Source organism: Ilumatobacter sp. (assembly GCF_049588435.1).
GTDB lineage: Bacteria > Actinomycetota > Acidimicrobiia > Acidimicrobiales > Ilumatobacteraceae > Ilumatobacter_A.
This window is the reverse complement of the sequence record NZ_JBAVYV010000194.1, coordinates 1-1,535: the sequence shown is the minus strand read 5'-3', so window position 1 is coordinate 1,535 and position 1,535 is coordinate 1. Positions and strand designations below refer to the sequence as shown.

The window sequence follows — 1,535 nt, the reverse complement described above, 5'->3', positions numbered from 1 at the left end:
GAACCCGCCGCGACCGGCACCTCACATACAAGTCGGCGCTTCACACCGAGACCCGGTAGCCGTCCAGATCGAACGCGACCGAACGGCTGGCCGAGAGGATCCAAACACGGCCGGTCGACCGCGCCATCGAACCCCCAATCGAACTGAGGGAAGATGTTCCCCGCCCAACCTGGTGGTCTACCAAAGGAGATGTAGTGGGCGAAGAGGGACTCGAACCCCCCGACATCTTCCTTGTAAGCCTGATCCGTCGTGTTCGCTGTTGTTCGCCTCCGTCCTGAGCGGTCGATCTACCAGGCTTTTTGTCCAACCTGCGACACCGGCCGCCCCGTCACTCCCGGCAACCTCACCGTCGGCGACCTCGTCGATATGTGGTTCGAGAAGGGACTGCCCTCCCGCAACCTGCAGCCGGGATCGGTCGCCTCACACGACTGGGCGCGAAAGATCATCCTCGACGACATCGGCCACAAGCGGCTCAAGACGCTCTCCCCCGACGACGTCGAGGTCATGTTCCGTCGCCGCTGCGATGCCGGGCTCTCGAAGTCGTCGCTCTCGAAGATTCGCACGACGTTGCGGATCGCGCTGCAGTGGGCGGAGCGTCGCGAGATCGTCTTCCGTAACGTTGCAACGGTCAGTGGGCTACCGCCCGATGCGGCGCCCTCTCCCCCGCTGAAATCGATGACGAGTGAGCAAGTGTGTGCGTTCCTGAGTGCGTCGACCGACTCACACCTCGACGCGATGTGGCGTGTGATGGTTTTCCTCGGCATACGACCCGGCGAAGCTGCCGGCCTGTCGTGGGACGACGTCGACTTCGCCAACCAGATCATCCACATCCGCCGAACCCTCAAGCGCGGCGCCGCCGGCGAGTTGTACATCGGCGTGCCGAAGACGATGCAGTCGGTCCGCTCACTCGATGCGCCCGACGAGGTGTTCGACGCACTCCGCATTCGCAAGCGCATCCAGAACGTCGAACGGTTGGCGGCTGGCGAGGTGTGGACGAACGAGGAGGGCCTCGTCTTCACGACCTCGGTCGGCACACCCACCGACCCTGCAAAGAACCGCAAGGAGTTCGATCAGGTCGTCAAAGAAGCCGGTCTCGCGCCCGAGTGGTCGCCGAACTCGCTCCGCCACACCGCCGCGTCCCTACTCTCGGACGCCGGAGTCCCGCTCGAGGTCGTCGCTGATCAACTGGGCCACAAAGACACCCGCATGGCCTCGCTCCACTACCGCCATCGCGTACGGCCCACCGTGTCCGGGGGAACAACGCTCGGTCGCCTACTAGCCAATCCTTGATGCCATATCGACCTCGACACCGGGCGCGATATGGTGCGGATCAAGGACCCATTCCGGCTTCCGCGCCTCGATCGAGAGCGCTCATGTTTGCCGGTTCCAGGACAGGTTGGCGAGTGGTTGGCCGGTGCCGATATGCGCCTCGTTCTGGCGATCGCGGATACTCGGGGTGCTGTCAGCGTGCGTTGATCACGACGTTGCGCTATGCCCAGCTCGCCTCACCCACCGTTCTGTCCTTCCGGCCGAAC

Annotated in this window: 1 protein-coding gene; it reads left to right on the top strand. The window is 64.0% G+C overall.

The window, feature by feature from the left end:
* Positions 1-366: 366 nt before the first annotated feature.
* Positions 367-1,290: a tyrosine-type recombinase/integrase gene (locus WBV89_RS07150; RefSeq protein WP_423980643.1), complete on the top strand. Its 924-nt coding sequence runs from the start codon at positions 367-369 to the stop codon at positions 1,288-1,290.
* Positions 1,291-1,535 lie beyond the last annotated feature (245 nt).